Origin of the sequence: uncultured Friedmanniella sp. (assembly GCF_964244285.1) — a bacterium.
GTDB lineage: Bacteria > Actinomycetota > Actinomycetes > Propionibacteriales > Propionibacteriaceae > Microlunatus.
Genome location: NZ_CAXTHT010000001.1, coordinates 490,827 through 512,969, shown reverse-complemented (window position 1 = coordinate 512,969; position 22,143 = coordinate 490,827). Strand labels below are relative to the sequence as shown.

At 72.2% G+C, this 22,143-nt stretch carries 24 protein-coding genes; 10 read left to right on the top strand and 14 right to left on the bottom strand.

Going from position 1 to position 22,143, the window contains the following annotated elements; all coding sequences use genetic code 11:
- Positions 1-156: 156 nt before the first annotated feature.
- The 4 genes from ACFE7W_RS02425 to ACFE7W_RS02410 all read right to left on the bottom strand — a co-directional run bounded on the left by ACFE7W_RS02425 (position 157) and on the right by ACFE7W_RS02410 (position 4,573).
- Positions 157-1,914: a cytochrome bc complex cytochrome b subunit gene (locus tag ACFE7W_RS02425; protein WP_375423168.1), complete on the bottom strand. Its 1,758-nt coding sequence runs from the start codon at positions 1,912-1,914 to the stop codon at positions 157-159.
- Positions 1,914-2,915 carry a Rieske 2Fe-2S domain-containing protein gene (locus ACFE7W_RS02420; RefSeq protein ID WP_375423530.1) on the bottom strand — a complete coding sequence of 334 codons (1,002 nt, stop codon included), beginning with the start codon at positions 2,913-2,915 and terminating at the stop codon, positions 1,914-1,916. The genes ACFE7W_RS02425 and ACFE7W_RS02420 overlap by 1 nt, the downstream gene beginning before the upstream one ends.
- 104 nt (positions 2,916-3,019) lie before the next feature.
- Positions 3,020-3,871 carry a c-type cytochrome gene (locus ACFE7W_RS02415; protein ID WP_375423167.1) on the bottom strand — a complete coding sequence of 284 codons (852 nt, stop codon included), beginning with the start codon at positions 3,869-3,871 and terminating at the stop codon, positions 3,020-3,022.
- A 102-nt stretch (positions 3,872-3,973) separates the two neighbouring features.
- Positions 3,974-4,573 (bottom strand): heme-copper oxidase subunit III, encoded by a 600-nt coding sequence (locus ACFE7W_RS02410; protein ID WP_375423529.1) that lies wholly within the window; start codon positions 4,571-4,573, stop codon positions 3,974-3,976.
- 246 nt (positions 4,574-4,819) lie between these two features.
- Between ACFE7W_RS02410 and ACFE7W_RS02405 the strand changes: the two genes are divergently transcribed.
- A complete protein-coding gene (locus ACFE7W_RS02405) occupies positions 4,820-5,260 on the top strand; it encodes a response regulator (RefSeq protein ID WP_375423166.1) in 441 nt (146 codons plus the stop codon).
- 7 nt (positions 5,261-5,267) lie between these two features.
- The gene (gene trpD / locus ACFE7W_RS02400; protein ID WP_375423165.1) at positions 5,268-6,305 is read left to right on the top strand and encodes an anthranilate phosphoribosyltransferase; all 1,038 of its coding nucleotides are present in this window, start codon (positions 5,268-5,270) and stop codon (positions 6,303-6,305) included.
- Between the two features lie 40 nt (positions 6,306-6,345).
- On the opposite strand, the gene ACFE7W_RS02395 is transcribed toward trpD, so the two are convergent.
- Entirely contained in the window at positions 6,346-7,224 is an 879-nt protein-coding gene (locus tag ACFE7W_RS02395; protein WP_375423164.1) for a DUF2510 domain-containing protein, read from the bottom strand.
- A gap of 81 nt (positions 7,225-7,305) precedes the next feature.
- Between ACFE7W_RS02395 and ACFE7W_RS02390 the strand changes: the two genes are divergently transcribed.
- Positions 7,306-7,722 (top strand): pilus assembly protein CpaE, encoded by a 417-nt coding sequence (locus ACFE7W_RS02390; protein WP_375423163.1) that lies wholly within the window; start codon positions 7,306-7,308, stop codon positions 7,720-7,722.
- A gap of 36 nt (positions 7,723-7,758) precedes the next feature.
- Here the strand turns inward: ACFE7W_RS02390 and ACFE7W_RS02385 are convergent, their stop codons facing one another.
- The 3 genes from ACFE7W_RS02385 to ACFE7W_RS02375 all read right to left on the bottom strand — a co-directional run bounded on the left by ACFE7W_RS02385 (position 7,759) and on the right by ACFE7W_RS02375 (position 10,272).
- On the bottom strand, positions 7,759-8,439 hold the full coding sequence (locus ACFE7W_RS02385; RefSeq protein WP_375423162.1) for a hypothetical protein: 681 nt from the start codon (positions 8,437-8,439) through the stop codon (positions 7,759-7,761).
- An 88-nt stretch (positions 8,440-8,527) separates the two neighbouring features.
- Entirely contained in the window at positions 8,528-9,004 is a 477-nt protein-coding gene (locus ACFE7W_RS02380) for a hypothetical protein (protein WP_375423161.1), read from the bottom strand.
- 149 nt (positions 9,005-9,153) lie between these two features.
- Entirely contained in the window at positions 9,154-10,272 is a 1,119-nt protein-coding gene (locus ACFE7W_RS02375) for a hypothetical protein (RefSeq protein WP_375423160.1), read from the bottom strand.
- Positions 10,273-10,561: 289 nt separating this feature from the next.
- On the opposite strand from ACFE7W_RS02375, the gene ACFE7W_RS02370 reads away from it, so the two are divergent.
- Both ACFE7W_RS02370 and ACFE7W_RS02365 read left to right on the top strand, forming a co-directional pair.
- Positions 10,562-11,077, top strand: a complete 516-nt coding sequence (locus ACFE7W_RS02370; protein ID WP_375423159.1) for a peptidylprolyl isomerase — start codon at positions 10,562-10,564, stop codon at positions 11,075-11,077.
- A gap of 119 nt (positions 11,078-11,196) precedes the next feature.
- Positions 11,197-11,922, top strand: a complete 726-nt coding sequence (locus ACFE7W_RS02365) for a rhomboid family intramembrane serine protease (protein WP_375423158.1) — start codon at positions 11,197-11,199, stop codon at positions 11,920-11,922.
- 37 nt (positions 11,923-11,959) lie between these two features.
- Here the strand turns inward: ACFE7W_RS02365 and ACFE7W_RS02360 are convergent, their stop codons facing one another.
- The 6 genes from ACFE7W_RS02360 to ACFE7W_RS02335 all read right to left on the bottom strand — a co-directional run bounded on the left by ACFE7W_RS02360 (position 11,960) and on the right by ACFE7W_RS02335 (position 16,695).
- Positions 11,960-12,100, bottom strand: coding sequence for a hypothetical protein (locus tag ACFE7W_RS02360; protein WP_375423157.1), 141 nt, complete (start codon positions 12,098-12,100; stop codon positions 11,960-11,962).
- Positions 12,090-12,365 carry an Lrp/AsnC family transcriptional regulator gene (locus ACFE7W_RS02355; RefSeq protein ID WP_375423156.1) on the bottom strand — a complete coding sequence of 92 codons (276 nt, stop codon included), beginning with the start codon at positions 12,363-12,365 and terminating at the stop codon, positions 12,090-12,092. Before ACFE7W_RS02355 ends, ACFE7W_RS02360 begins: the two co-directional genes overlap by 11 nt.
- 49 nt (positions 12,366-12,414) lie before the next feature.
- On the bottom strand, positions 12,415-13,212 hold the full coding sequence (locus tag ACFE7W_RS02350; protein ID WP_375423155.1) for a maleylpyruvate isomerase family mycothiol-dependent enzyme: 798 nt from the start codon (positions 13,210-13,212) through the stop codon (positions 12,415-12,417).
- Between the two features lie 5 nt (positions 13,213-13,217).
- Entirely contained in the window at positions 13,218-14,966 is a 1,749-nt protein-coding gene (locus tag ACFE7W_RS02345) for a DEDD exonuclease domain-containing protein (protein WP_375423154.1), read from the bottom strand.
- A 54-nt stretch (positions 14,967-15,020) separates the two neighbouring features.
- A complete protein-coding gene (locus tag ACFE7W_RS02340; protein ID WP_375423153.1) occupies positions 15,021-15,761 on the bottom strand; it encodes a hypothetical protein in 741 nt (246 codons plus the stop codon).
- Between the two features lie 124 nt (positions 15,762-15,885).
- On the bottom strand, positions 15,886-16,695 hold the full coding sequence (locus ACFE7W_RS02335) for a class I SAM-dependent methyltransferase (protein ID WP_375423152.1): 810 nt from the start codon (positions 16,693-16,695) through the stop codon (positions 15,886-15,888).
- A 141-nt stretch (positions 16,696-16,836) separates the two neighbouring features.
- Here ACFE7W_RS02335 and ACFE7W_RS02330 point away from each other — a divergent pair, with 141 nt between their 5' ends.
- The 5 genes from ACFE7W_RS02330 (at position 16,837) to ACFE7W_RS02310 (ending at position 22,048) form a co-directional block, all read left to right on the top strand.
- A complete protein-coding gene (locus ACFE7W_RS02330) occupies positions 16,837-17,073 on the top strand; it encodes a hypothetical protein (protein ID WP_375423151.1) in 237 nt (78 codons plus the stop codon).
- Between the two features lie 249 nt (positions 17,074-17,322).
- The gene (locus tag ACFE7W_RS02325) at positions 17,323-18,450 is read left to right on the top strand and encodes an NlpC/P60 family protein (protein WP_375423150.1); all 1,128 of its coding nucleotides are present in this window, start codon (positions 17,323-17,325) and stop codon (positions 18,448-18,450) included.
- Positions 18,451-18,472: 22 nt separating this feature from the next.
- Positions 18,473-19,753, top strand: a complete 1,281-nt coding sequence (locus tag ACFE7W_RS02320; RefSeq protein ID WP_375423149.1) for a peptidase MA family metallohydrolase — start codon at positions 18,473-18,475, stop codon at positions 19,751-19,753.
- Positions 19,754-19,755: 2 nt separating this feature from the next.
- The gene (locus tag ACFE7W_RS02315; RefSeq protein WP_375423148.1) at positions 19,756-20,883 is read left to right on the top strand and encodes a glycosyltransferase family 4 protein; all 1,128 of its coding nucleotides are present in this window, start codon (positions 19,756-19,758) and stop codon (positions 20,881-20,883) included.
- A gap of 118 nt (positions 20,884-21,001) precedes the next feature.
- Complete coding sequence (locus tag ACFE7W_RS02310) at positions 21,002-22,048, top strand: ROK family glucokinase (RefSeq protein WP_375423528.1); 1,047 nt, start codon at positions 21,002-21,004, stop codon at positions 22,046-22,048.
- Positions 22,049-22,143: the final 95 nt, after the last annotated feature.

Here is a 22,143-nt window from a genome sequence, read left to right as displayed (position 1 = left end):
TCCGGCACAACGCGTCGGGCCCCCAGATCGTTGCCAGTCGAGTCCCGACGTGACCGAACGCACAGCTCGGCCGACCAGCCGTACGTCGGGGAACGCAAAGACGCTCCCGATCCCCGAGGGGGATCGAGAGCGTCCGGTGCCGGCTTGGCGGCGCTGCTAGTCGGCAGCGTTCTGGTGTCCGACCCCCGAGGAGATGGCGTGGTGCCCGTTGCCGTTGCTGATCTCGTGGCCGTCGCCGTCCTCGCCGCTGGTGGCCCCATGGCCGCCGTGGTGCGCGGCCTCCTCGAGCTCGGTCGCCGTCGGCTTGCGCAGGTCGTCGACGAAGTAGAACCGCGTCGCCCGACGCCGCAGCTGCTCCAGCCGCAGCTTCCGCGGAGACACGTCGGTGTCGGCGGCCGGCAGCAACGCCGGGTTCTGAGCGTGCTGGGTGAGGGTGTAGGCCTCGCCGGTGCTGATCGGGGCGTGCCGCTCGGAGTAGGAGCCGGACGGGTCCCGCTCGATGACGCCGGTCTCGGCGCCGTGCAGCAGCCGGTCCCGGTCGGCCCGCTGGAGGCCGATGCAAATCCGCTTGGTGATGAGGAAGGCCAGGACCGGAGCCAGGAAGACCGCCACCCGCAGGACGTAGGTGACCGTGTTCAGGGACACGTGGAACTGGGTCGCCACCAGGTCGTTGCCGCCGCCGATCCAGAACATGCCGTAGCAGGTCATCGCCGCGACGCCGAATGCGGTGCGCGTCGGGTTGTTGCGGGGGCGCTCGAGGATGTGGTGCTCGGTCTTGTCACCGGTCACCCAGCCCTCGACGAACGGGTAGGCCGCCAGCACCACGAAGAACAGACCCAGCAGACCCACGCCCGGAATCGCCACGTTCCACGACCAGGTGGTGCCACCGAGGTGCCACTCCCAGTTCGGCATGATCCGGATCGCGCCCTCGACGAAGCCCATGTACCAGTCGGGCTGGGAGCCCGCCGTGACCTGCGAGGGGTTGTACGGACCGAAGACCCAGACCGGGTTGATCTGCATCAGACCGCCCATCAGGGCGATGACGCCGAACACGATGAAGAAGAAGCCACCGGCCTTGGCCATGTAGACCGGGAAGACCGGGTAGCCGACGACGTTGCCCTCGTTGCGGCCCGGGCCGGGGAACTGGCAGTGCTTGTGGTAGACGACCAGCGCCAGGTGCGCGGCGATCAGGCCGAGGATCAGCGCCGGGATGAGCAGGATGTGGACCATGTACAGCCGGGGCACGATCAGGCTGCCCGGGAACTCGCCACCGAAGACGAAGAACTCGACCCAGGTGCCGATCAGCGGGATCGAGCGGACCAGGCCGTCGACGAACCGCAGGCCGGTGCCCGAGAGCAGGTCGTCTGGAAGTGAGTAGCCTGCGAAGCCCTCGATGATGCCCAGCAGCAGCAGGCCGACGCCGAGGATCCAGTTGAGCTCGCGGGGCTTGCGGAACGCGCCGGTGAAGAAGACGCGCAGCAGGTGGGTCAGCATCGCCGCCAGGAACAGGGCCGCGGCCCAGTGGTGCATCTGGCGGACGAGCAGGCCGCCCCGGATGTCGAAGGACAGGCTCAGCGTCGAGGCGTAGGCCTCCGACATGGGCAGGCCGCGGAGCAGCTGGTAGGTGCCCTCGTACTCGACCTCACCCATCGACGGCTTGAACCAGATCGTCAGGAACACCCCGGTGATCAGCAGCACGATGAAGGAGTACAGCGCGACCTCACCCAGCAGGAACGACCAGTGGTCGGGGAACACCTTGCGGATGAACGGCCGGCTGAGGGTGGCGACGCCCAAGCGCTCGTCCGCCCACTTGGCGGGGCCGGACGCGGCCTTGAAGACCGGGCCGAGCTCCTTGTCGGGCACATGCCCTTCGACAGCCTGCCCGCCCTCGACGGTCGGTGCTGATTTGGCCATCAGTTGTCACCTTCTTTGAAGTCATGCTGGGAATTCCGCTCGAAGTAGCTCGGGCCGACCGGAACGGTGAAACCACTGCGGGCGACGAGGTAGCCGTCGGCGTCGGTGGTGATGGGCAGCTGCGGCAGCGAACGAGCTGCCGGGCCGAAGACGACCAGACCTGAGTTGCCGAGGTCAAAGGTCGACTGGTGACAGGGACACAGCAGGTGGTGCGTCTGCTGCTCCCACAGGCTGATGGGGCAGCCGACGTGCGTGCAGATCTTGGAATAGCACAGGATCCCGCCGACCTGCCAGGACTCACGCGAGGCAGGGATCTTGATGGAGTTCGGGTCCATCCGGACGATGATGATCGACGCCTTCGCGCGCTGGGTGAGCTCGTCAGTGCCTTCGAGATCCTTGAGGTTCTCAGGCTGCGCGTTCACCAGCTGGCCGATGACCATCTCGCTGGCCTTGATCGGCTCGAAGGTGACGTCGTGGCAGAGGCGGATGCCCTCTTTCCAGATCGTGGTGCCGATGGTCGCCGCCCGGAGCCGCTTGGTCGGCTTCGGGCCGAGGTCGGCGAAGCTGACGATCAGCGGCAGCGCCAGCGCACCCAGGGCTCCGACCAGGCTGTAGCCGAGGATCTTGCGGCGGCGGATCTGGGACTCGTCGGTCCCCGCCTCGAGCTCGCGGAGCACGTACGTCACGTCCTCCTCGGTGGAGGCCGCGCCGTGCCGGTGGTCGACCATCTCGTGGTCGTCCATCAGCTGCCGGCCCCACTGCACCGCACCGACGCCGATCAGCAGCAGCGACATGCCCGCCGTGATGCCGAGTCCGAGGTTCTTGGCGTTGGCGTCGATGAAGCCGAAGTGCACGAACAGCGAGGTCGGCACCGCGAAGTAGATGACGACGAAGCCGATGGCGAGAACGGGCACGATGCCGAACATCGTCGCGACCTGACGGGTTGCCCGGTCGTTCGCCTTCTCGTCGACGTCGGTCAACCGGGGGAGGTGCTCCTCCATGCCCGGGTCGGGCACGGGGTAGCGCGGGTCCCGCACCGTGTCGAGCTCGGCCGCGTGCTGGGCCTCGGGGTCGACGCGGTTGCCGTCGCGGTGGCTGAGGTCGGTCATTTTGCCTTTGCTCCCTTGGCTGCGATCCAGACGGCGATACCCATCAGGGTGCCCAGGCCGAGGATCCAGGCCCACAGGCCCTCCGAGACCGGGCCGAGCCCGCCCAGGTTGAGTCCGCCCTCGTTCGGCTGGCTGTGCAGGGTGTTGAGGTAGGCGATGATCGCCCGCTTGTCCTCGGGGCGGACCACGCCGTCGGAGAAGACCGGCATCTGCTGCGGGCCGGTGATCATGGCCTCATAGATCCGGCGGTCAGGGACGCCGTAGAGCGAGGGTGCGTACTTGCCGCCGGGCAGCGCGCCGCCGGCGCCCTCGAAGTTGTGGCAGGCCGAGCAGTTGGTCCGGAAGAGCTCGCCGCCGCGCGCGACGTCCTCGGCGCTGACGCCGGACGGGTCGTAGTCGGCGGGGGCCGGGACGTCTGGGCCGGGGCCGAGGGAGGCGACGTAGGCCTCGAGGGCCGCGACCTCCTCCGGGGTGTAGCGGTTCGGCTTGACCGGGGCTTGCGCCTCGGGCTTGGCCAGCGGCATCCGCCCGGAGGAGACCTGGAAGTCGACCGCCGCAGCGCCGACGCCGACGAGCGAGGGGCCCTGGATCTCGGTGGTGGTGTCGCCACCGGTTTCGACGCCGCTGCCGGCACCGACCTGGCCCTCGCCGTTCAGGCCGTGGCACGACGCGCAGCCGACGGCGAACAGCGCCTTGCCCTCAGCCACCTGCTGGCTGGTGGTGGTGTCGGCCGAGACCTGCGTCGCAGGCGCCAGGACGGTGTAGAGGGCACCCATGACGAACAGCCCGAGCACCAGCAGCAAGGCCTTCGCTGCCGGGTGTCGTCGTCTTGAGGACAGGAATCGCACGGAAGGTGCCTCTCGGATCTGCTCGTGGTCTTGCTGAGCGGGCTGACAGGTATTCGGTTGTGACCCGGGAGGCGGATGCGCCCGGACGAGCCGGAGCCCGGCTTATTTCAGGAGGTAGATCACACCGAAGAGCGCGATCCAGACCACGTCGACGAAGTGCCAGTAGTAGGAGACCACGATGGCACTCACCGCCTGCTCGTGGGTGAAGGTGCGGGCGAGGAAGGTACGGCCGAGCAGCAGCACGAAGGCGATCAGACCGCCGGTGACGTGCAGCCCGTGGAAACCGGTGGCCAGGTAGAAGACCGAGCCGTAGACGTCGCTGGAGAGGGTCATGGACGCTTCGTGGATCAGCGACGCGTACTCATAGGTCTGGCCGCCGATGAAGAAGGCGCCCATCACGAACGTGAGCACGTACCACTCGCGCAGCCCCCAGCTCTTGATGGCCAGCAGGGAGCCGGCACGCGAGACCTGGCCGCGCTCGGCGGCGAAGACGCCCATCTGGCAGGTGAAGGAGCTCGCGACCAGCACGCTGGTGTTGATGATCGCGAAGTGCACGTTGAGGAGCTCGGTCCGCTGATGCCACAGGCTCTCGAAGCCGCCGCCCGCGGCCTGGGCGTTGGTCACGTTGCGGATCGTGAAGTAGGCCGCGAACAGTGCCGCGAAGAACATCAGCTCCGAGGCGAGCCAGACGATGGTGCCCACGGCGACCATGTCGGGACGGCCCGGACGGCCCCGGAGACGGGACTGCGGGAGCGGGTGCAGAGAGCTCTCCGGCTTGGTCATCGAGCCGGAGACGGCGTGCGAATGTGAGGCCACGCGCTCATTATTGCCTCAGGATGGAAATGGGTCACCTAGGGGCGCGCGCAGAGGCGTCAAGCGGTCCTCGGGGCGAGGGGGACATGCCCTAGGCTCGACCCGGCCGACCAGTGATGTGGAGACGATTCTCAGATGAGCAGCGCAGCGACCACCCCGCCCTCAGACGCCCCGGAGGCGGCCGCGGTGATCCTGCTGTACGCCTCGGACCGGCTGACCCGGGAGAACGTGCGGCTGGCGCTGGGCCGCAGGGTGGCCCAGGACCTGCCGCCCGTCAAGGTGCTCGAGGTCGCCACCCAGCCGGCGGTGCTCAGCGCGATGGACGCGGGCGGGATCGACCTCGCGATCCTCGACGGCGAGGCGGTGCCGGGCGGGATGGGTCTGTGCCGCCAGCTCAAGGACGAGATCTTCGACTGCCCGCCGGTGCTGGTGCTGACCGCCCGCCGGGATGACGCGTGGCTGGCCACCTGGTCGCGTGCCGACGGCGTACTCGCGCACCCGGTGGACCCGATGCGGCTCCCCGACGTCGTCGCCCGCCTGCTGCGCGGGTCCGACGCCAGCACCGCCCGAGCCTGAGCGCGCCGTGACGTGGTCTGAGCTGCTCGGCGCACTGGTGCAGCGTCGCGACCTCACCCACGACCAGATGTCCTGGGCGATGGAGCAGATCCTCGGCGGCGGCACGACGCAGGCCCAGCTGGCGGCCTTCGCCGTCGCGCTGCGCAGCAAGGGCGAGACCGTCGAGGAGATGGCGGGCCTCGCCGACGCCATGCTCGCCTTCGCCACCCCGATCCAGATCACCGGCTCGGCCGTCGACGTGGTCGGCTCGGGCGGGGACCGCGCGAACACCGTCAACATCTCGACGATGGCCGCCATCGTCGCGGCCGGCGCCGGGGCGCGGGTGGTCAAGCACGGCAACCGTGCGGCCTCCTCGGCCTGCGGCTCGGCCGATGTGCTCGAGGCGCTCGGTGTCGTCCTGGACCTGGCGCCGACGGCTCAGCAGCAGGTCGTCGACGCGGCGGGCATCGCCTTCCTCTTCGCTCCCCACTACCACGCCGGTCTGCGTCACGCCTCGGCCGTGCGGCGCGAGCTCGGCATCCCGACGACCTTCAACTTCCTCGGGCCGCTGGCCAACCCGGCTCAGCCCCGCGCCCAGGCGGTGGGGGTCGCCGACGCCCGGATGGCCGAGCTGATGGCGGGCGTCTTCGCGGCCCGCGGCCACCAGGGCCTGGTGGTGCACGGCGGCGACGGGCTGGACGAGCTGACCACCACGACGGCCTCCGACGTCTGGGTCCACGCCGGCGGCTCGGTGACCCGGACCACGCTGGAGCCGCTCGACCTCGGACTGGCCCGGGCGACCGCGGCCGACCTGGTGGGCGGGGACGCCGCGCACAACGCCGCCGTCGTCGGGGACCTGCTGGACGGGGCGCCCGGCCCGGTCCGCGACATCGTGCTGCTCAACGCCGCCGCCACCCTGGTGGCCGAGGCGGGCCCCGAGCCGGACCGGCTGGCCGACCAGCTCGCGACCCAGCTCGTCCGGGCGGAGGATTCGGTCACGTCCGGTGCCGCGAAGGACACCCTGGCCCGCTGGGTCGCCGCGACGCAGGCTGCCCGCGCCTCCTAGCCCGACGAAGGCCTCGGCGAGGTCGCGTTCGGAGGCCGGCTCAGCCGATCGCCAGCGTTCGCAGTGACGCCGCCGCGCAGGTGGTGACGGCGGAGTCCGCGTCGTTCGGCACCGAGCTCACCGCGGCGACGACCGACCCGTCGTCCAGGCCGACGAGCACCGCCGTCAGCTCGTCGTAGCGGCTCGGCAGCCGTTCGATGTCGTAGTGCACCCGGGCTGTGACCTGCAGGCCCGGGTGGCCGTCGACGGCGTGGTCGGCGACCACCACGTGGTCGAGCCGGGTCGCTCGGCTGCGGTAGAAGGTTCGGCTCAGGCCCTGCAGGGTCTCGTCGGCGCGCGTCCGCAGGTCCGACTCCGCTCCCGGTCCGGCGAGCCTTCCGAGCAGCACGGCGGACGACCAGCTGTCCGACCCGTCGTAGGCGGGGTGGACCGGCGCGTCGGCGATGAAGAAGACGTCGAGCAGTCCGGCGACCGTCATCGGCCGCGACATCAGCCCGTACGGCGCCTCCGGCAGCCGCATGGTGGCGGCCCCGATCCGGGCCTCGCGGGTCTTCTCGTCCAGCGAGCCCGAGTCCGGCAGACCGGTCGGTAGGCTGGCGGCAGGCGTGGCGGGCGTCGACGCCGGTTGGCGGCTGCCGCGCTTCACCATCGGCGGGTCGTGCCAGATGATCAGACCCACCCCGACCGTGGCGCTGAGGAACAGCGCCAGGCAGAGCACCAGCGCGACCACGGCCCGGAAACGGGATGGACGCCGCCGCGCGAGCTCGTCACCGGCTTCGGCCGGCAGCGAGGTCCGCGGGCTCGGGGCACGGGGGGACTCGCTGATCGCGTCCGTCCAACCGGCGCCGTCCCACCACCGGTACAGCTCGGAGGTACCCGCCGGGTCCGGGTACCAGCCTGGCCGCGGGGCAGCGCTCACGTCGCGAGCGTAGCCGGGGCGACAAGGACGACCACGTCGACGGCTACCGCCCGGTCTGGGGTGGGCGGCCATACTTCTGGGGTGATCTCACGCGACCTCGCCACCGAGCTGGCTTCGCTGCTGACCTGGACCCCGGCCAACGGCGACCAGTTCTTCATCCCGCGGCCGGAGATCTCGGAGTCGGTCTTCACCCTCAGCGACATGGTCGTCGAGCTGGTCACGGCCTACGACGAGACCCGCTTCCACTTCAACGGCACCGTGGAATGGGCGCTGGACTCGGTCGAGTCCGACGCCGTGGTGTGGCTGCCGCGCGAGGACCAGCTGCGCGACCTGCTCGGCTCCTGGTTCCTGTCCCTGGATGCCTCGGCCGCCGGCTACGAGGTCACGGTCAGCGGACCGGGCCGGGCTTTCCACACCAGCCCGGAGGCCGACGCGGCCGACGCGTACGGCCGCGCTCTGCTCTACGTACTCCGCCAGGCCGCCGTCACCGCCTCGTGAGCCTGTGCACCCGGCGGCGCGTACCGGCGTGACCGCTCACCGCAGCAGCGACTGCGCCAGGGCCGCCAGGTAGCTGCCGCCCAGCATGGCCGGTGCGTAGGGGAAGCCGCCGCGACGACGGGCGACCAGCCGGACGAGGCCCTGCAGCCCTCCGACCAGGGAGCCGGCGACCAGAGCCCCGAGCAACAGCTGGCTGCTCTCGGCCGCCGAGGCCGCCCCCAACAGCGGCGCGAACCGGACGTCGCCGAAGCCGAACCCGCCGCGGGAGACCCACCAGACCACGAAGTACATCCCTCCGGCCACACCCGCTCCGACCGTGGCCCGGAGCAACATGGGCCAGCTGCCGGCCAGAGCGGCTCCGGCCAGGGCTGCGGCGGCCATCGCGGCCCACACCAGCCGCACTAGGGGCAGCGGCAGCCAGGTCGTGCCGGCGTCGATCGCCGCCAGCAGCACCCCGCCGACCGAGAGCACCGACCACAACGGCTGCACCTCGACCGGCAGGGTGGTCCAGGCGACCGCGGCCGCCAGGGCCGAGCAGAGCCCGCAGCCGAGGACGAACCGGTGCCGCGCGAGGCTCGCGTAGGCGGTCTTCGGACCGTCGGTCGGCGGTTCCTCCGGCTCCGGCAGCCAGCGGAGCACGGGGCGTACCAGCGCCGCGCTCACCAGGCCCGTCAGCACCACGGCCAGGCTGAGCAGCAGCAGCGGCGACGGCGTCACGCCGAGATCCTAGTGACGCGGTGCCGAGGTGCCTGGGCGCCCAGGAGTGTCGACACCACGACACCAGGGACCCTCAGCTCCCTCGCGCTCACGCCGCCCGCTGCGCCGCGGCGGGCTGCGGCGCGCCCGAGCAGATGACGGCCGGCGGCTGAACCCGGACGAGCGTCACCAGACGTAGGGCGAGGAGGGCGGGACACCAGAGCAGCGAGCCGTCCACCAGGTCGGCCACGGTGTCGGGAACCGTTCCCAGTCGTTCGGCCAGCTCGGCCACCGTCGCCCCCGCGGCGAGCAGCCGGAGCAGCCGGCGCTGCGACTCGGCCGCAGGGACGTGGCGGCTGCGCAACCCTTCGGCGTGCTGCGGCCGGACGTCGTAGAGGGCCCTGGCCGTGGCGTGGCTGATTCGCCGCACCGGTCGGCCGTGTCGGCCGACCAGCAGGGAGTCGGTGGCCCGGGGAGAGATGCCGGCGAGCGCCGCCACCTCCGTCGCGGTGAGGTCGCCGGTGGTCATCAGGTGCTGCAGGTGGGTCCGGAACGGTCCGGCGTCGACCCAGGTCGCGGTGGTCATGGTCTTCCCTTCGTCGTGGTCCTCTATGAAGGGAGGGCCCGGCGAAGGGGTCGGATGTTAACGAGCGAAGCCCAGAATCTCACCAGTTGGGACAGAAAGCGCTGCCCCCGCCGAAAACCGGCGAGGGCAGCGCTCAGAGCGTGCGGGTGTCAGTGCTGCGCGCGGACGAAGCCAGCGCTCTCCGCGGCTTCTTCGCTGTCGAACCAGACCTCCGCGATGGTCTGGTTGTAGCCCCGACCGCCGGGCAGGTGGAACTTCATCGAGTTCTCGTTGCCCTTGATGGAGAAGCCCTCCGGCGGCTCAGTGCCGATGTAGGAGCCCGGTCCGTACGGCGAGGGGGTCTCGCTGATCTCGGGCGTCGGCTCGGGGTCGGCCAGGACCGTGTCGTCCGAAGCGGCGTCCTCGGTCACCTCGGTGCTCTCGGTGGCCACGTCGGGTGTGGTCTCGGCCGCCAGGTCGCCCGACTCGTCGACGTCGGTGACCTCGACCGAAGCCAGGTCCTCCGTGGCGACAGCGGCGGCGTCGGCGTCGGCGGTGCTGGTGGGGGCCGGCGTCGGTGCGGGCGCTGCGGGGACGTACGGGGCCGACGGGCGCGCGGCCTGCCAGCCCGAGTCCTTGCTGCCGCCGAGGAAGCGGCGAGCCACCAGGGCCACGACCCCGGCCACGGCGGCGACGACGGCGAGCCGCTTGACCCAGCTGCCACCCTTCTTCTCCTCGACCTCGGGCAGGCTGAGCTCACCGCGGGCGGCGGCGTAGGCCGCCCGGCCACGTCGGCTCGCCTCCACCGCGATCGGCGAGGCAGCTGCGGCGGTCAGGGCCGTCGAGACCCGCGGCAGCAGCTCGTCGGACACCTTCTCCTTGACGGCCTCGACGGCCGGCCCGATCCGCTCGGCGGCCTCGTGGGCAGCCAGGGCGCCACCGGCGGCCAGCGGCGCGAGCCGTTCCGCGTAGGGGCCGACCTTGTCGGCGACCGTGTGCGCGTAGGGCGACACCGCGTCGGCGGCCTGCTGGGCGTAGGGGGTGACGGCGTCCACCGCCTGCTGGGCGTAGGGGGCGGCGAACGAGACCGCCTGGTTGGCCAGCGGGGCGACGCGCTCTGCCGCGGTGTGGGCCAGCGGTACAGCCTTGGCGGCTGCGCCCTGGGCGAACGGGACGGCCCTGGCGGCTGCTCCCTGGGCCAGCGGGACGATCCTGTCGCCGGCGGACTGGGCGAGCTCAGCGACCGGGAGCCTGCTCGGGGCGGCGTCGACGCGTGTCTTGCGCTTCACGTTTCCTCCGTGGGGTGACGAGGCGGTTGGCGACTCGGCGAACACGAGTCGGGGGCGGGACTGCGACGGCTGCCCCTTGTCTGGCCACCGTACCGCTCAGCGGTCGTCGGGCGTCGCGTGCGGGGCCCCCGCCCGCCGCTCCCCGGCCCTGGAAGGTGCGCCCGGCTTGGCGCGTCTGGGAGGATGGTCCGGCGTCGGCGCCTGCGGGCACCGACCGCCCGGCGGACGGCGCGTCCTGCGCCGCCTGCCACCTGACGAGCACGACGAACCAGCAGAGAGGTGCCCCGACGTGGCCCAGACCGCCATCCTCCACACCAACCACGGTGACATCACGATCAACCTCTTCGGTGACCACGCCCCGAAGACCGTCGCCAACTTCGTGGGGCTCGCCACCGGCACGAAGGAGTACGCCGACCCGAAGACCGGCAAGCCGACCACCGGCAAGTTCTACGACGGCGTCGTCTTCCACCGCATCATCGACGGCTTCATGATCCAGGGCGGCGACCCGCTAGGCACCGGCACCGGTGGCCCGGGCTACACCTTCGCCGACGAGTTCCACCCCGAGCTCGCCTTCAGCAAGCCCTACCTGCTGGCGATGGCGAACGCCGGTCCCGGCACCAACGGCTCCCAGTTCTTCATCACCCTCGGCCCGACGCCGCACCTGAACCGCCGGCACACGATCTTCGGCGAGGTGGCCGACCAGGCCGGCCGCGACGTCGTCGACGCCATCGGCAAGGTCCGGACGGCGCGCGGCGACCGTCCGGTGGACGAGGTCGTCATGACCTCCGTCGACGTCACCGAGTGAGCTCCAGCCCGGCCGGCCCCGACTTCTCCCCGCCCGGGTTCGACGGGTGCTACCGCCATCCGGAGCGGAGCACCGGGATCCGGTGCCAGCGCTGCCGGCGGCCCATCTGCGGAGAGTGCATGCAGCCGGCGTCGGTCGGGTTCCAGTGTCCGAGGTGTGTCGGTCGGGGCCAGACCGGCGGCAGGCTGCCGAAACGCTCCTTCGGCCGGACCCTGACCACCGGCGGGGGGACGGCCACCAAGGTGGTGATGGGCGTCCTCGTCGCGGTCTACGTGCTGGACCTGATCAGCGCCAACCTGCTCCAGGGCCTGATGGTGATGAGCAACTTCGACGTCGCCGGTGGTCAGTTCTGGCGCCTGGTCACGGCGGCCTTCACGTCGGGGACCATCCTGGGTCTGCTGATGAACCTGCTCGTGCTCTGGCTCGCCGGACGGGCGATCGAAGCCGAGATGGGCGGCTGGCGCTTTCTGGCGCTGTACCTGGCGGCCGGGCTCGGCGGCAGCACCCTGTTCTTCGTCCTCGGCCCCTTCAGCGGGGCTGCCCTCGCGGCCTCGGCGGCGGTGATCGGGCTGCTGGCGGCCAACGCGATCGGCAAGCACAAGGGCGGTGAGGACATCCGTGGCGACGTCGGCCTGCTCGTCCTGCTCGTGCTCTACGCGATCCTGATCGGCTTCGACAGCTTCGGCTGGCTCACCCTGGTCGGCGGCATCGTCGTCGGTGCCCTGGTGGGGGCGATCATGGCGTACGCGCCGCGGCGCAACCGCGGCACGATCCAGGTGGTCGGGCTGCTCGGGGTCGTGGTCCTCTGCGGCCTCGCGGTGGTCGCCAAGCTGCAGCTGTTCTAGGACGCCCGACAGAGCCGACGGTGTCCCTCGCCTGGGTTCAGGCGGCGGACACCGTCGGCAGCGGGACCGGGGCCACCGGAGGCGTCCGCAGCATGAACAGGGCCACGACGACCGCGACCGCGAGGACGACCGCGAGCGCGATCACCACGAGGGTCAGGGTGCGGGTGCTAACCGCCAAGGGAGAAGGCCGCCTCGAGATCGTGGGCGGAGTAGGCCTGGAACGCGATGTGGGTCTCGGTGCTCAGCACGCCCGGCACCCGGTTGAGGTGGTCGGTGACGACGGCGGCGACCTGGTCGAGCTGGGCGACCCGGACCATCGCGATCAGGTCGATCGCACCCGTCACGGAGTAGACCTCGCTCACCCCGGTCAGGGCGGCGATGCCCTCGCCGACCTGAGGGATGCGGGCCACGTCGGCCTTGACGAAGACGATGGCGGTTACCATGCGGCTCATCGTAGTGCGCGGCAGGTCGGCGGCCGGTGCGCCCGTGCGATCACTGGACGCCGGCCGAGACCACCTCACGGAGACCCGCGAGCACCGCGACGTCGCCCGACAGGTTCACCTCGCCCGGCGGCGGCCGGCCCCACAGCCAGCAGTCGAGGTCGGCAGCGGCGGCGCTGACGTGGGCCGCCGTCGGGGTGCCGGGGTCGAGGAGGGCGATCTGGAGCGTGCCCCCGGCCTGGTCCGTCCCCTCCTCGTCGGTGCCGGCGTACCGGGCCAGGCTGACGTGCCAGGCGTGCCCGGTGTCGGTACAGGTGACGCGGACGGCCGCGTGCTCGTCGACGGTCAGCTCAGCCCAGGACGGAGCCCCGCCGAACATCACCCGCAAGGCCTCGTCGACGCCGTCGGCCGCCAAGGTTGGGTCCATCCCGCTGCGCTCGTCGGTCACGCACTCGGCGTCGACCCGGTGGATCAGGGCCTCATGGGCCTGCCGCCGCAGCACGAAGCCCGCCGACTGGTCCTCGGCCCATGTCCAGACCGGCGTGCCGGGCGGGGTGCGCCGCAGGACCGCGACCAGGTCGCGGGTGCAGCGGTCGGACAGCCGCAACAGCTCGCGGTACTTCACCGGCCGGGTCAGGTTCTCGGTGTCGACCCGGTCGAGGTCGGTCTGCTGCTGCCGGACCACCGCCGCCCAGAAGTACTGCACCTCGGTCAGGTGCCAGACCAGGTCGGCGACGTCCCAGTCGGGACAGGTGGGAACCCGGGCGTCGGGTGCGGCGTCCTGCAGCACCGCCCGGAAGCGGGCCGACTCCACCCCGAGGTGCCACAGGCGGTCGAGGTCGGGGGACATGGCCGTCACCCTAAGCTCTCGGTCGCCGCCGTCGGCCGGGCGTCCAGCCCGGCGCCGAGGGCGTGCGTCACCAGCGTCTCGTGGTCGATCACCGCGTGCAGCGGCCAGGCCCAGTCGCCGGTGATCTCGATCAGCCGCACGCCCGGCTGCTCCAGCCAGTCGCAGATCCGCTCCGCCTCCTCAATGCTGGCGGCCGGCAGCGGAGCCGGCGACGGCAGCACGCTCTCCGCCGTGGCCCGGAGCGCGCGCGCCACCGCCTGCGGGACGTCGTGCGGGCCGGCCCGCCCCGAGGCCGCCAGCCGGCCGTGCCGGACGACGTGGATCTCCCAGTCCGGCCCGTCCCGTCGGGCTGCGACGATCTCGGCACAGCGGGCCAGGCTGGCGACGCGGTGGAAGCGGGCCCCGGTGCGGGTCAGGGTCTCCAGCCGTCGCCGGATGGTTGCCGCCTCCTCGAAGCGCTGCTGGTCGACCAGCCGGAGCAGTCGCGTCCGCACGCCCGCGACGGCCGGCCGGGCGTCGGCGGAGAACGTGTCGCGGACCTGGGCGACGATCCCGCCGTAGGCGTCAGGGGAGACGCTGCCGTCGCAGGGGGCGCAGCAGCGGCCCATTCCGGCCAGGGCGCAGGCCGTTCCGGTACCCGCCGCGCTGAGCCGGGGCGTGCACTGCCGCAGCGGGAAGCTGTCGTAGACCGCGAGCACCACGTCCTCGGCCGCCTGACGGCGGGAGAACGGGCCGAAGTAGGTGGCGCCGTCCTCGCGCACCGTCCGCACGACCGACAGCCGGGGAAACGCCTCTTCGGTGATCTTGATCCACTGCATCCGGTCGGGGTGCTTGGACCGGCGGTTGTAGCGGGGGGAGTGCGCGGCGATCAGCCGCAGCTCGGTCACGTCGGCCTGCAGGCCGGTGGCACAGGGGACGGCCTCGACGCCGGTCGCGACCCGGACCATCTCATCGATCCGCGGCCGCTTCTCGGCGGCGGTGAAGTAGCTTCGCACCCGGGTCCGGAGGTTCTTGGACTTGCCGACGTAGAGGACCTGGCGCTCGCCCTCGTGCTCGGACACGAACAGGTACACCCCGGGGCGCTCCGGCAGGTCCGCCGCCCAGGTGCGCTTGGCCCGGCGCTGCGGGGAGACGCGTCGGGTGAACTCCTGCAGGTCCTCGATGGTGCCGACGCCGAGGTTGCCGACGCGCTCGATCAGCCCGTGCAGCACGTCGACGGTCGCCTGCGCGTCGGTCAGGGCGCGGTGGTTGGGCGTGACGGCGGTGCGGAAGTGCGCCGACAGGGTGCGCAGCTTGCAGTTGCGGACCTCGTCCCGCAGCAGGATCTGCCGGGCCAGGGCCGCGGTGTCGAGCACCGGCCAGCGGGGAAAGGGATAGTCCAGCGACTCGCACGCCCGCCGCAGGAAGCCGACGTCGAAAGGTGCGTTGTGAGCTACGACGACCGTGCCGGCGGCGAACGCGAGGAAGGCGGGCAGCACCTCGCGCAGCGGTGGCGCGGAGGCGACCATGGTGTTGGTGATCCCCGTGAGGACCGCGATCAGCGGTGGGATGTGCGAGCGCGGGTTGACCAGGGTCTGGAACTCACCCAGCACCTGTCCGCCACGGACCTTCACCGCCCCGAACTCGGTGATCATGTCGGTCTCCGCGCCGCCCGTGGTCTCCAGGTCGACGACGCAGAACGTCACCTCCGAGAGGTGGGTGCCGAGGTCGGTCAGCGAGCTCTGCAGAGCGGGTGCGGGTGCGGGTCTGGCCACGTCGAGGACCCTAGGCAGGACCGCTGACAGTTCCTGTCGGGACCTCTCGGACGCTCAGCAGTCCGGCGCGCCACCAAAGGCGTCGGCCGCCTTCTCGTAGGCCTTGATGTGCGGTGGCGCAGCCCGCCAGGCGTCCACCCAGATCTGCTCCGCGTCGTCCATGTGGTGCATCCGCGAGCGGGTCATGGCCGCCAGGTGGCTCTTCCAGTCCGCCATCGCCGGGGCCGCGGCCTTCAACACCGGGCGCTGCGCGTCCCGCCGGTCCCGACAGCTGCTCAGGGCGGCCGCTTCCTTCGTGGAGGCGCCGTCCACCGACGAGCACGAGCCGTCGTCGTCCTCGTACGCCGACAGGGCCTTGCGGTAGTGGTCCTGGTCGTCTGGACCGGCGAGCCGGGTGCGGGCGAAGATGGCGTTCATCTCCGCCACGGTGATCCGGCCGTCGTTCGCGTCGGTCTGGGCCTGGACGTGCTCGGCCCAGTGCGTCGCGCCGGTCTTGGCCGCGGCGAGGACCGTGTCCGCTCGGTCGACCCGCTGACGGCAGCTCTTCAGCTGGGTCGCCGCGTCGTCCCCGGCCTGGGCGTCGGTGCCGGGGCTGGGGCTCGGGGTCTGGGTGCTCCTGAGGCTGGCGCTGGCCGAGGGCGAGCCGGACGCGACCGCGGTCGGGCCCCCGGCCTGGGCGTTGGTGGTCCGGGGCACCACCTGCCACGCGACCACGGCCGCCACGGCCACGGCGGCGACCAGGATCGGGACCACGACCCGGCTCGGCCGGGCCTTCGCTCGTCGTGCTCTGGCCACGTCTCCCCCGAGATTGGCTGGTTCCTGCTCGTCCGTCGGCCCGGGACGCTCTCCCCGGTGACCGTGCCCCTGACGCTACCGGCCGACCGAAGGGCGCGGACCCGCAGGTGCTGACGCTCGCCGGTCAGCGGCGGGCGAGCACCTCGCCGTGCAGCACGCTGAACCAGGCGTCGGGCTGATCGCCCCACGCCCGCCAGGCCCGGGCGAGCTCAGCCAGCTCTTCCGCGTCACTCAGCCCGAGGGCGGTCGCCTGCTCGGCGAAGGTCGACGCCGTCACCCGCTCGGCCCACGTCCGAGTCCACCACGCGACGTCCTCGGCGGAGGCGAAGCACCAGACGGAGGCGCTGCTCGTGACCTCGGCGAAGCCCGCGGCGAGGGCCCAGGACCGCAGCCGGCGGCCGGCGTCGGGCTCGCCTCCCCCGGCACGGGCCAGCGACCGGTAGAGCTCGAGCCAGCGGTCGAGCCCAGGGGAGGCGGGAAACCAGGTCATAGCGGCGTAGTCGGCGTCGCGGGCCGCCACCATCCCGCCCGGCCGGCAGACCCGGCGCATCCCGGCCAGCGCCGCGACCGGGTCCGCGAGGTGCTGCAGCACCTGGTGGGCGTGCACGACGTCGAAGTGCTCGTTGGGGAAGTCCAGGGCGTAGACGTCGCCGACCGTCGCCTCTACCGGGACGCCCTCGCGGGTCGCGAGATTGCGGGTCGCCTCGACGGCTGCGGCTGCGTTGTCGATCCCGGTGACCGAGCCCGCGGACAGCCGGTGGGCGAAGTCGACCGTGATCGAGCCGGGGCCGGTACCCACGTCGAGCAGGCGCTGGTCGGGACGCAGGTGGGGCAGCAGGTAGGCGGCGGAGTTCTCCGCCGTCCGCCAGCCGTGTGAGCGGAGCACGGACGCGTGGTGGCCGTGCACGTAGGTCTCGGTGGGCGGGGTGGTCACGTGATGATCCTGCGCCCGCCGGCGGTCCGCGAACGGCCGCGGCTACGGGCTGAGACGGCCACGCCAGACCCGTGCGACAAGAACTGTCAGTGGCTTCCCGCAGAGTCCTCCGTGCGGGGCCGACGAGACGAGGAGACCGAGATGGACGTGTTGCACGTGGACTGTGACAGCTGCGTGGCCCGAGGACCGACGTGCGAGGACTGCGTGATCAGCGTGCTGCTGGGATCGCCGGTGCACGGCGTCGACCTCGATGGCGATGAGCAGGCCGCGCTGACGGCACTGGCCGACCAGGGGCTGGTCCCGCCGCTGCGGCTGGTGCGCGGTGCCCGTCCCGCCCGTGCAGTCCAGTCGCCGCTGACCTGGCAGGACTACGCCTGATGTGCCTCCGACCAGGGGAAGCGGTGGGTTTGCCTGTGACCTACTCGTGACCTAACCTGAAGTCCTCGTACCGTCGTTGCCGTACACTTCAAGCTTCGGGTGGACTGCTCGGACGGTGGGGCAGGTTCCAGCTCGGGGGAGCAGGTGCGTGCGGGGGAGGCGGTTTCGGCTGCGGGACCCGCGACGCCCGGTCAGCCCACCGTTCCGCTGGCTCTCAGATCGACGTTCGACGACGGAAGGAATGTGCGCGTGACCTCACGCCACCGCGGGACGAACCGCGGCGACCAGCGCTCCAGCGCTGCCGTAGGCCCGCGTGTCCTGCGTCGGTTGGTCGTCGGCGGATCGTCTCTGGCGTTGGCCGTCGTCGCCTTCGCGCTTCCCGGGCCGGAGCTCGCGCAGGCGGCTCCGACCGCTCTCACCGTGGCTGAGGCCAAGGCCCAGATCGAGCAGCTCCAGACCGAGTCCGAGGCGATCGACCAGCAGTACGTGTCCGTGCAGCAGCAGATCGACGCCGGCAAGGTCGAGCTCTCGCAGAAGCAGTCCGACGTTCAGGTGCAGACTGCCAAGGTCACGCAGACCAAGCGTCAGGTGGGTCAGGTCGCGCTCGCGCAGTTCCAGAACCGCAACGTCGACACCGCGGCCAGGATCTTCTTCACCTCCGACACCGACAACCTGCTCAGCCAGGTCTCGACGGTCGAGAAGGTGAGCGAGAACCAGAACACGGTGCTCCAGACCTACCAGGAGCAGCAGGCCGCGCTCGCCGAGCTCGAGCACTCGACGCAGACCGACCTGGCGGTCCTGACCGACCAGCAGAAGCAGCTGACCACGCTGCGGGCCGACTCCGAGGCCAAGGTCGCCGAGTCCAAGAAGGTCCTCGCCAAGCTGACGGCCGCCGAGCAGGCCGCGCTGGCCGCCGCCGACAAGAAGGCGGCCGCGGACGCGCAGGCCATGGCCGAGGGCGGGTCAAGCACCACCACGGCGACGACCGACGACACGTCGGGCACGTCCAGCATCACCGGTACCGGTCGCGGCGCCAAAGCGCTCGCCTTTGCCCGCGATCAGCTGGGCAAGCCGTACGTCTACGCCGCCGCCGGTCCGAACTCCTTCGACTGCTCCGGCCTGACCATGAAGGCTTGGCAGGCCGCCGGCGTGACGATCCCGCGGATCGCCGCGGCGCAGAGCCGGGTCGGCCAGGTCGTCAGCAAGGCCGACCTCCAGCCGGGCGACCTGGTGTTCTTCTACAACGCCGCCAACCCCAGCCACGTCGGGATGTACGTCGGCAACGGCCAGATCATCCACGCGCCCCACACGGGTTCCGTGGTCAAGTACGCGGCTCTGTCGTCGATGCCTTTTGTCGGCGCCCGCCGTCCTGGCTGAGCGGTCTTCCTCCGCGCTCGCCGTGAGCGGCCGGACCTGGCGGGGACGGCTGTCCGCGCTGGTGCTGGCCGTGGGCATGGCCGCCAGCGGCTGCACAGCCGCTGGCGACCGCTCACCCGGCCCGACCTCCAACTCGTCCCCGTCAACCAGTGCAGCGTCAGCGGCCAGCGCGTCGTCGGCGGCCCAGACGGTGGTGGACGAGCTCGTCCGGGCCGCGCGGGCCGGTGACCGGACTGCGTTCGCCGCGATGATCTCGAGCCGGGACCCCTCGTTCGCCGACCGGGCCCGGCTGCTCTACGGCAACCTCTCCGCCCTGCCGCTGGACCGGTTGCAGCTCCGGCTGCGAGGCGCACCACAGCCGCTGACCGCGTCCCGCCAACAGCTGCTGGGCGTGAACGCCTGGAGGCAGCAGGCCACGGTCAGCTGGCGGCTGACCGGTGAGTCCGCGGCGGCCGAGCAGGCCGTCTGGCTGACCTTCGCCTCCGACCGGGGCCAGGTGCTGCTCGCCGGCACCCTCGACGAGCCGGCCGGCACCACCGAGCCGGAGCCGATCTGGTGGACCGGTCCGGTGGACGCCGTCCAGGACGGCCGGCTGACCGTGCTGGTCGGCTCGGGTCAGCCCGGTGACCGCTGGTTGGAGCGCACCCGGGACGCCGTCCGCGAGGTCCGCCGCCGGCTGAGGACCGGCGTCGCCCGCACCTGGACCGGCGCGGCCGTCGTGGAAGTCCCGGCCAGCCGGGCCGATTTCGAGTCGGTGGTGGGGGCGGCTCCCGGCAGCTACGCCGACGTCGCTGCGGTGACGCTGGCCGAGGGGTCCACCTCCAGCGCGGTGCTGCGCGTCGTCGTCAACCCGGACGTGACCCGCACCCTGACCGAGGTCGGCGTGGCGACCGTCCTGACCCACGAGCTCGTGCACCGGGCGACCCGGTCTCCCGACTCCCCGGCGCCGACCTGGGCGGTCGAGGGGTTGGCCGACTACGTGGCCTTCACCGCCCACCCCGCGGCGGCCGTGGGGTCGCAGAAGCTGCTGCTCGAGCGGGTGCGGCAGCACGGGGCGCCCCGGGCGCTGCCGGCCGACGACCGGTTCGGGGCCGACCGCGCCGATCTGGACCTGACCTACGCGGAGGCGTGGTCGGCCTGTCGTTACGTCGCCACGACCTGGTCGGCGGCCGGTCTGGAACGGCTGTACACCGCGCTCGACGACGGCGCCTCCCTGGACACCGCCGCCCGCGACGAGCTCGGGGTGTCTGCGTCCGCGCTGACTACGGGCTGGCGTCGATGGCTCCAGCGCCAGGCTCCCTGACCGTGCCGCGCACCCTGGTCCTGACCAACGACTTCCCGCCGCGGATCGGCGGCATCGAGTCCTTCGTGGCCGACGCGTGTGAGCTGCTGGACCGCGACGTCGTGGTCTACGCCTCCGGTCCGGCCGGCGACAGGCGCGGCGACACCGGCCGGGGAGACGTCGGACGCGGGTACCCGGTGGTCCGCGGCGGTCCCGTGCTGACCGCCGGACCGGCGACCATCCGGGCAGCCGTGCGGGTCCTGCAGGAACACGGGGCGGACCGGGTGCTGCTCGGCGCGGCAGCCCCTCTCGGGCTGGTCGCGCCGGCTCTGCGGCGGGCCGGCGCCACGAGGGTGGTCGGACTGACCCACGGGCACGAGGTCTGGTGGGCGCGGGTGCCCGCGGCGCGACGGCTGCTACGCCGGATCGGGGACTCGTGCGACCACCTGACCTCGATCTCGGACTTCACCACCGCGCAGATAGCGCCTGCGCTGTCGGTCGAGGCGCGAGCCCGGATGCTGCGGCTCGCGCCCCCGGTGGACGGGACGCTGTTCCGTCCGGAGCCCGGCGCCCGCGACCCTCGGCCGCGCTGCGTCGCCGTCGGTCGGTTCGTGGTCCAGAAGGGGCTGGACGCGTTGGTGACGGCCTGGCGCTCGGTCCAGGACGGGTGGCCGACCGGGGCCGTCCGTCCGCTGCTGGTGCTGGTGGGTGACGGCCCGCAACGGACCGCGCTGCTGCGTCAGGTGGCCCATCTCGACCTGACATCAGCCGTCCGGTTCACAGGTCCGCTGCCGCGAACGGCCGTCGTGGCCGAGCTGCAGGCGGCGCAGGTCTTCGCGTTGCCCGTCCGCACCCGCTGGGCCGGGCTCAACGCCGAAGGGCTCGGTCTGGCCGCCATCGAGGCGGCCGCGTGCGGTCTGCCCGTGGTCGTCGGCGACTCCGGCGGGGCGCCGGAGACCCTCGTCGAGGGACGGAGCGGGCACGTCGTCGTCGCGAGCAACCCCGGACGGCTCGCGGCGGTCCTCACGGGGCTGCTGCTCGAGCCGGAGCGGGCGGCGGCGATGGGTGCCGCCGGCCGCCGGTACGTGCTGAGCCGGTACAGCCCCGAACGGGCCCGGTCCACGCTCCGGCGGGCCTTGGGGCTCGACTGACCGAGCCGCGTACTGTGGCTGCCACCCTGACCGGTAGAGGTGGCCCGTGCCCGACCAGACCGACGGCGTGGTGTCCCTCGCCCCTCCGCACCGCCGTGCGTCGCGGCCCGTCGTCCCGGTGCTGAGCATCGGCATCGACATCGGCGGGACCAAGGTCGCCGCCGGTGTGGTCGACGAGCAGGGCCTTGTCCTCGAACGTCGACAGCTGCCCACCCCCTCCCACAGCCCGCAGGCCGTCGAAGAGGCGATCGTCGGCCTGGTGGCTCAGCTCGGCGCCCGGCACCGGGTGGCCTCGGTCGGCATCGGGGCGGCCGGCTGGGTGGACAACGAGCAGGCGGTGGTGCGTTTCTCCCCGCATCTGGCGTGGCGCTCCGAGCCACTCAAGGCCCGGCTGAGCGAGCGGATCGCGCTGCCGCTGATCGTGGACAACGACGCCAACGCGGCGGCGTGGGCGGAGTACCGGTTCGGCGCCGGGCGGGGCGCCTCGGTCATGGTCTGCATCACCCTGGGCACCGGGATCGGCGGCGGCCTGGTGATCAACCGGCAGCTGTTCCGTGGCACCTACGGGATGGCGGGGGAGTGGGGCCACATGATCACCGTGCCTGAGGGGCACTGGTGTGAGTGCGGCAACCGAGGCTGCTGGGAGCAGTACGCCTCCGGCAACGCGCTGGTCCGCGACGCCCGCGCTCTGGCCCGGACGAAGTCACCCGCCGCGCACGGGCTGCTCGAGATCTGCGGCGGCGACCCGGACCGGATCACCGGGCCCGACGTGACGGCCGCCGCGATCGCCGGCGAGCCGAACTCCATCGAGCTGCTGGCCGACGTCGGGACCTGGCTGGGTCGCGGGATCGCCGACCTCGCGGCCGCCCTCGACCCGGAGGTCGTGGTCATCGGGGGTGGCGTCAGCGCGGCCGGCGACCTGTTGCTGCAGCCCGCCCAGCGCGCCTTCAGCCGGACGTTGACCGGTCGCGGCTTCCGCGAGGAAGCCCGGCTGGTCCTCGCCCACTTCCGCAACGACGCCGGCCTCATCGGGGCCGCCGACCTCGCCCGGCACGCCATGATCGAGCCCCCCGACTCCGCCGGCGTAGGCTTCTGGCCACGCCGCAAGCGCCGCCCGCGAGTGGGCCACCGGCGCCGCGAGCGCATCCGCGCTGTCCGGGCTTAGGCCGGACCCCCACTTCACAGCCCTACGGACGCTCGCGCGCCCGGCGGAGGGGTGTGCCGCGACTCCTAGGGCTGTGAAGTGACCGTCCGGAGTCT

Coding starts and splice junctions, on each gene's coding strand:
- ACFE7W_RS02425 (WP_375423168.1), bottom strand. CDS start 1,914: ATGGCCAAATCAGCACCGACCGTCGAGGGCGGGCAGGCTGTCGAAGGG.
- ACFE7W_RS02420 (WP_375423530.1), bottom strand. CDS start 2,915: ATGGAGGAGCACCTCCCCCGGTTGACCGACGTCGACGAGAAGGCGAAC.
- ACFE7W_RS02405 (WP_375423166.1), top strand. CDS start 4,820: ATGAGCAGCGCAGCGACCACCCCGCCCTCAGACGCCCCGGAGGCGGCC.
- ACFE7W_RS02380 (WP_375423161.1), bottom strand. CDS start 9,004: ATGACCACCGCGACCTGGGTCGACGCCGGACCGTTCCGGACCCACCTG.
- ACFE7W_RS02365 (WP_375423158.1), top strand. CDS start 11,197: ATGCAGCCGGCGTCGGTCGGGTTCCAGTGTCCGAGGTGTGTCGGTCGG.
- ACFE7W_RS02355 (WP_375423156.1), bottom strand. CDS start 12,365: ATGGTAACCGCCATCGTCTTCGTCAAGGCCGACGTGGCCCGCATCCCT.
- ACFE7W_RS02350 (WP_375423155.1), bottom strand. CDS start 13,212: ATGTCCCCCGACCTCGACCGCCTGTGGCACCTCGGGGTGGAGTCGGCC.
- ACFE7W_RS02330 (WP_375423151.1), top strand. CDS start 16,837: ATGGACGTGTTGCACGTGGACTGTGACAGCTGCGTGGCCCGAGGACCG.